The sequence below is a fragment of the Chelativorans xinjiangensis genome, from assembly GCF_009812055.1.
Classification (GTDB): domain Bacteria; phylum Pseudomonadota; class Alphaproteobacteria; order Rhizobiales; family Rhizobiaceae; genus Chelativorans; species Chelativorans xinjiangense.
This window is the reverse complement of the sequence record NZ_WQNH01000098.1, coordinates 1-6,316: the sequence shown is the minus strand read 5'-3', so window position 1 is coordinate 6,316 and position 6,316 is coordinate 1. Positions and strand designations below refer to the sequence as shown.

Annotated in this window: 6 protein-coding genes; 4 read left to right on the top strand and 2 right to left on the bottom strand. The window is 67.3% G+C overall.

Annotated elements, in window-relative coordinates; translation table 11 throughout:
- Positions 1-339: hypothetical protein (locus tag GM910_RS26620; RefSeq protein ID WP_159593873.1), on the bottom strand; the 339-nt coding region annotated here is incomplete at its 3' end.
- Between the two features lie 166 nt (positions 340-505).
- Between GM910_RS26620 and GM910_RS26615 the strand changes: the two genes are divergently transcribed.
- The 3 genes from GM910_RS26615 (at position 506) to GM910_RS26605 (ending at position 3,708) form a co-directional block, all read left to right on the top strand.
- Entirely contained in the window at positions 506-1,477 is a 972-nt protein-coding gene (locus tag GM910_RS26615; RefSeq protein ID WP_159593871.1) for an L-threonylcarbamoyladenylate synthase, read from the top strand.
- Between the two features lie 11 nt (positions 1,478-1,488).
- Positions 1,489-2,919, top strand: coding sequence for an FAD-binding oxidoreductase (locus GM910_RS26610; protein ID WP_159593869.1), 1,431 nt, complete (start codon positions 1,489-1,491; stop codon positions 2,917-2,919).
- A gap of 225 nt (positions 2,920-3,144) precedes the next feature.
- Entirely contained in the window at positions 3,145-3,708 is a 564-nt protein-coding gene (locus GM910_RS26605; protein ID WP_159593867.1) for a DUF6101 family protein, read from the top strand.
- 52 nt (positions 3,709-3,760) lie between these two features.
- On the opposite strand, the gene ubiA is transcribed toward GM910_RS26605, so the two are convergent.
- A complete protein-coding gene (gene ubiA / locus GM910_RS26600) occupies positions 3,761-4,744 on the bottom strand; it encodes a 4-hydroxybenzoate octaprenyltransferase (RefSeq protein ID WP_159593865.1) in 984 nt (327 codons plus the stop codon).
- A 209-nt stretch (positions 4,745-4,953) separates the two neighbouring features.
- On the opposite strand from ubiA, the gene purD reads away from it, so the two are divergent.
- Complete coding sequence (gene purD / locus GM910_RS26595) at positions 4,954-6,234, top strand: phosphoribosylamine--glycine ligase (RefSeq protein ID WP_159593863.1); 1,281 nt, start codon at positions 4,954-4,956, stop codon at positions 6,232-6,234.
- Positions 6,235-6,316 lie beyond the last annotated feature (82 nt).

Below are 6,316 nucleotides of genomic sequence, written 5' to 3'. Positions count from 1 at the left end.
AGCTGGTGCGGCGGCCGCGGGCGCGCTCGCCTGGCGCGGCGCGGCGGACGCCGGCTGCTTGGGCGCGGCACGCGCGAAGGCATCGCCCGCAAGACCGCCGCGAATGACCAGAGGGCCGGGATCGAAACGGCGCCTGTCTTCCTTCTTGACGGCGGCCGTGCTCTCGAAGGTCACCTCCGGCTCGCCGATGATCGAAACGGAAGTGCTGATGGCGACGGGCGCTTCGCCCGGTACGGCCCCCACCTCCATCGCATCGAGCTCGAGAATGGAGGAGGCGCCGGCATGACCGGCCGCCAGAACGGCAGCCATCACCAATGGCCCGATAATGCGTATCCTCATTGCGAAATCCCCCGCCCGCTTTCACACGGAAAGGTAGCATCGGGGGATTAATAAACGGGTGATGGGAAAGGCGGCATTCTAAAGACCATTGTTCGTGAATACGCCCGGCACTTGCCCGCAAAGCGCCGGCAGGGTAGGCACCGCTCGGAAAAGGAGACGCGTACCCTTGGCCGAGATCCTGCGGCAAGACCGAGCACTGGAGGAAGCCTGCCGCCTGCTGGCGGCCGGGGAGCCGGTGGCCATCCCTACGGAGACCGTCTACGGGCTGGCCGCCGACGCGACCAATGGCGAGGCCGTGGCGCGTATCTTCGAGGCCAAGGGCCGGCCGCGGTTCAACCCCTTGATCGCCCACGTGGCGGATCGGGAGATGGCCGAGCGCATCGCCGCCTTTTCGCCGCTGGCCGCGCGGCTGGCCGAGGCATTCTGGCCGGGACCGCTCACCCTGGTGCTGCCGCATCGAGAGGGTTCCGGTGTTCACGCGCTGGTGACGGCCGGTCTCGACACCGTTGCGCTGCGCTGCCCAAGAGGTTTCGCCCGTGACGTCATCGCCCGCCTCGGCCGTCCGCTCGCCGCCCCCAGCGCCAATATCTCCGGCCGCGTCAGTGCCACGACGGCGGAAGCCGTCAACACCGCGCTGGGCGACCGCATCCCGCTCGTCGTCGACGGCGGGCCGACGCCGGTGGGCCTTGAATCGACCATTCTCAAGGTGACGGACGAGGGCCTGATAATGCTGCGGCCGGGCGGGATTGCCGCCGAGGAGATCGAGCGGGTTGCCGGAACGCTGCTTTCGCGCGATGCGAAGGGGATCGAGGCGCCCGGCATGCTCGCCTCCCACTACGCGCCCCACGCCCGCATGCGGCTCAACGTGGCCGAGGTGATACCCGGCGAGGCACTGCTGGCTTTCGGTCCGGCAAGGGCGAAGGGGGCGGAGGCGGCGGCGCAGGTGCTGAACCTGTCTTCCTCGGGCGATCTGCGCGAGGCCGCGGCCAATCTCTTCTCGCACCTTTCGGCGCTCGATGCCGCCGGTGCTGCAACGATTGCCGTTGAGCCGGTGCCGATGGCGGGTCTCGGAGAGGCCATCAACGACCGGCTGGTGCGCGCTGCTGCCCCGCGTGACAGACAAGACGGGGAGCGCTAGCGTTGCCGCCCATGGATGCAAAGCCCGTGACCCTCGATCCCGCCATTGTCGACCGCTTCGTCGCGATCGTCGGCAAGCGCCATGCGCTGACGGTCCCGCAGGACATCGCGCCTCACGTGGAGGAGCCGCGCGGGCTTTTTGCAGGCGTCACGCCGCTGGTGCTCAAGCCGGGCAGCACCGAAGAGGTAAGCCGCATCCTGAAGCTCGCCACGGAGACTGGCACGCCCATCGTGCCGCAGGGCGGCAACACCGGGCTCGTCGGCGGACAGATGCCGGATGCGACGGGCCGGGAGGTCGTACTTTCGCTCTCCCGCCTGAACCGCATCCGCGAGATCGACTTGAGCTCCAACACGGCCGTGGTCGAGGCCGGCGTCGTTTTGCAGACCTTGCAGGAGGCCGCAAGCGCCAACGACCGGCTGTTTCCGCTGTCGCTTGGCTCGCAGGGCTCCTGTCAGATCGGCGGCAACCTGTCGTCCAACGCCGGCGGCATCGGCGCGCTCGCCTACGGCACGGCGCGCGACCTGTGCCTGGGGCTGGAGGTGGTGCTGCCGACGGGCGAGGTTCTGGACGACTTGAGGAGGCTCAAGAAGGACAACACCGGCTATGACCTGAAGAACCTGTTCGTCGGCGCCGAGGGGACGCTCGGCGTCATCACCGCAGCCGTCGTGAAACTCTATCCGAAGCCGAAGGGGCGCGAACTCGCCTGGGCCGGCGTCGCCTCGCCCGTCGCGGCCCTTGCCCTCTTCGAGACGGCCAACGACAAGGCCGGCAGCGCGCTCACCATGTTCGAACTGATGGAGCGTACGCCGCTCGACTTCGTGCTCAAGCATATACCCGGCGTGCAGCCGCCGCTTTCCGGCGAGCACCCTTGGTATGTGATGCTGGAGATCTCCTCCGGCCGCTCGGTCGAGGATGCGCAAGCGCTGATGGAAGAGGTGCTGACGCAGGGGCTTGAAGCTGGGCACGTGGCCGACGCCGTGATCGCCCAGAACGAGGCGCAGGCGCTCGCCCTTCGCCATCTGCGCGAAGCGATGTCGGAAGCGCAGAGGCCGGAAGGCGGCTCCATCAAGCACGACATCTCCGTCCCCGTCGCCGCAATCCCGGAGTTCATCGTCCGGGCGGGGGAGGCGGTTCAAGAGGTGCTGCCGGGAAGCCGCGTCGTCTGCTTCGGTCATATGGGCGACGGCAACCTGCACTATAACGTGTCTCAGCCGGTGGGCATGGACCGCGCGGAATATCTTGCGCACTACCGCGCCATGAACGATGCCGTCCACGCCGTGGTGCGCGAACTGCACGGCTCGTTCTCCGCCGAGCACGGCATCGGGCGGATGAAGCGCGACGAGCTGATCGCCACCCAGTCGGCGGTGGCAACCGACCTGATGCGGCGGGTGAAGAAGGCGTTCGACCCGGCGGGGATAATGAACCCGGGGAAAGTGATTTAGGGACACTGCCGACGCTGGAATTTACTCTTCATAGACAAACCTTTCCCGCATCTTTCACCTGGTCGCAAAGCGCTAACCAACTGGCAAGTCAGCAAAATTTAACCGACTTTCTAAGGCCGGAAGTAACACCCGCACGCTAGTCTCCTTCTCCATAAGAGGCCGCAAAAGCGGTCCGGAGAGAACCCGGAAGACGGGCTCTCAGGAGTAACAGGAAGGCAAACAAGAATGGCGAGTGGTCTCAAGCCGGTATGGGCGGGCCGCCAGATGCGGCTCGACCCGTTCCGCCTGCCCCAGGCGGTCAGCTACGCAACCCAGGACGATTTCGGCGAGGTGACGTTCACCATCACCAAGCGCGGCGTGCGCATGCGCCGACTGCTCGACAAGAGCCAGCTTCCCGTCACCTTCGCCCTGCCGCCCAGCGCCTTTCGCGGTGTCGCCGCGCGGGCCATCGAGGAAGAGGACGGCCTGGTGACGGTGACGCTGGAACTGCTCCACATTGACCCGATGCTGTCGGTCCCGCTGCTGGTCGCCGGCGATCTGGACGACGTGGCCGCCGACTGGCGCGCCTGGGCGGACGCCTATGGCCTGCCGATGCTTCTGGTGGAGGCCGACGGCGTCGCCCGCACCCTCGAGGAATCCCTTGGCCAGGTGAAGACCGAGCCGCCAAAGGAGCGCCGCAAGGGCCGCGTCGTGCGCCAGCGCCGCCCGCGCTTCCTTGCCCGCCGCAAGCAGGGCGCGCTCGGCTTGCGCCTTGTGGTGAACGGTGACGAGATCATCGCCCGCGATTAGAGCGACGCACTAGCAGAGATCGGGGTGCACGGCATCCCGCCCTCACACCATCTCAGAAATAAGGGCTGACCGTCGCCCACACGCCGCCGCCCAGAAGGCCGAGGAAGATCAGCCAGCCGACCACCGAGTTGGACTGGAAGAGCGCCAGGCACTGGTCCGGGTCGTCGATGTCGAGCGTGCGCACCTGCCGCGCCATGTGCGCGCCCGCTGCCACCAGCCCGGCCAGTGCCGGCATGGGGACGGCAGCGTTGGCGAAGGCAACGGCGAAGAAGAGGAGCGCCATGCCGTAGAGGCCGATGAGCCAGGGTTTCGTCTTCTCTCCGAAAAGCCGCGCTGTGGAACGCACGCCGACGATGGCGTCGTCCTCCTTGTCCTGGTGGGCGTAGATCGTGTCGTAGCCGATCACCCAAAGGATGGAGCCGCAGTAGAGCAGGAAGGGTGCCAGCGACAGGTTGCCCAAATGCGCCGCCCACCCGAGCAGCGCACCCCATGAAAAGGCAAGCCCCAGAAAGAGTTGCGGCCAGTTCGTGAATCTTTTTGCGAAGGGGTAGACGGCCACCACCAGGAGCGATGCGCAGCCGAGAAGAATGGCGAATCCGTTGAACTGCACGAGCACGAGAAGGCCGACAAGCGCCTGCGCGAGGAGGAACGCCCAGGCCTGGCGCCGCGACACCTGGCCGGAAGGAAGAGGCCGCGAGCGCGTGCGCTCCACCGCCTCGTCGATATCCTGGTCCACCAGGTCGTTGTAGGTGCAGCCGGCCCCCCGCATGGCGACCGCGCCGACGAGGAAGAGCGCCAGCAGCCAGAGCGACGGCAGGACGCTCAGGAGTGGCGCGCCCGGCTCGGCGCCCGCACTCGCCGCCATGGCGAGCGACCACCAGCACGGCCACAAGAGAAGCTTCCAGCCGATCGGCCTGTCCCACCGCGCAAGCTGTGCGTAAGGCCACGCCGCGCGCGGTAGGAGCCGATAGGCCCAATGGCCCGACGGCGCATCGGCCACGCGGCCCCGTGCCTGCCGTGACTGGATGATGTCCATGCCCTTGCCTTTCGTCGCTGCGTCCCTGTGGAGTGGCAAGGCGCGGGCGCGCCGTCAAGATGCCGGCGGTGATTGGCACGATGATTGGCGTATAAAGCCCGGATGGCTTTTCACTTCTCTCTGGACATGCCGAGCGCGCGCTTGACCTTTGGCCATTTCGGCCATAGCCCGTTGCCGGCAGAGTGGATTGAAGCAGGGCTTTGGGCGACATGAAGGTTCTCCTCATCGGTTCGGGCGGTCGCGAACACGCGCTGGCCTGGAAGATCGCCGCTTCGCCCATGCTGGAGAAGCTTTACGCCGCTCCCGGAAACCCCGGCATCGCGCAGCACGCCGAGTGCGTGGCGCTCAGCGAGAAGGATCACCGGGCGGTCGTCGACTTCTGCCGCGGCCAGGCGATCGATCTGGTGGTGGTGGGGCCCGAGGCGCCGCTGGTGGCAGGGCTGGCCGACGACCTGATCGCCGCCGGCATTCGCGTCTTCGGTCCGACGGCGAAAGCGTCACGCCTGGAGGGCTCGAAAGGCTTCACCAAGGACCTGTGCAGCCGCTACGGAATTCCCACCGCCGCCTATGCCCGCTTTGCTGATGCAACCCACGCCAAGGACTATGTGCGCAACGTCGGCGCGCCCATCGTCGTCAAGGCGGATGGGCTTGCCGCCGGCAAGGGTGTCGCGATCGCCATGAGCGAGGACGAGGCCTACGCGGCCATCGACGACTGCTTCTCCGGCCTCTTCGGCGCCTCCGGCGCGGAGGTGGTGGTCGAGGAGTTCCTGGAGGGCGAGGAGGCGAGCTTCTTCTGCCTGTGCGACGGCAAGACGGCGCTGCCCTTCGGCACGGCGCAGGACCACAAGCGCGTGGGCGAAGGCGATACCGGCCCGAACACGGGCGGCATGGGCGCCTATTCGCCGGCGCCGGTGATGACCGAGGCGATGGTCGAGCGCTGCATGCGCGAGATCATCGAGCCGACGCTGAAGGGTATGGCGGAGATGGGCGCGCCGTTCACCGGCGTGCTCTACGCGGGGCTGATGATCACCCCCGACGGCCCGAGCCTTATCGAATACAATGTCCGCTTCGGCGACCCGGAATGCCAGGTACTGATGCCCCGTCTCAAGGACGATCTCCTCGCCTTGGTGAAGGGCGCCGCCGACGGCCAACTCGCGCACATGTCGGCGCGCTGGCGCGACGAGGCGGCGCTGACCGTGGTGCTGGCGGCCGACGGTTATCCCGCAGCCCCCAAGAAGGGCAGCGAAATCAAGGGTGTCGAAGCGGCGGGCGAGGAAGGCGTCGAGATCTTCCACGCAGGCACGGCGCTCCGCGACGGCATGCTCGTCGCCAATGGCGGGCGCGTATTGAACGTGACGGCGCTGGGCGCGAACGTCACTGCAGCGCGCGAGGCGGCATACCGCGCCGTCGACCGCATCGACTGGCCGCAGGGCTTCTGCCGCCGCGACATCGGCTGGCGCGCCGTCAAGCGCGAGGCGTCGGGTCTCTAGAGCACGTCCTGTTTAATCCGGGTCATATCCTGCGGCCCTGAAGTAGTTGGCGCATTCGGCCGGCGTGAAGAGGTCGATGATA

Excerpts from the sequence above, each read along its gene's own strand:
- GM910_RS26610 (WP_159593869.1), top strand. The coding sequence starts at position 1,489 with ATGGATGCAAAGCCCGTGACCCTCGATCCCGCCATTGTCGACCGCTTC.
- purD (WP_159593863.1), top strand. The coding sequence starts at position 4,954 with ATGAAGGTTCTCCTCATCGGTTCGGGCGGTCGCGAACACGCGCTGGCC.
- GM910_RS26605 (WP_159593867.1), top strand. The coding sequence starts at position 3,145 with ATGGCGAGTGGTCTCAAGCCGGTATGGGCGGGCCGCCAGATGCGGCTC.
- ubiA (WP_159593865.1), bottom strand. The coding sequence starts at position 4,744 with ATGGACATCATCCAGTCACGGCAGGCACGGGGCCGCGTGGCCGATGCG.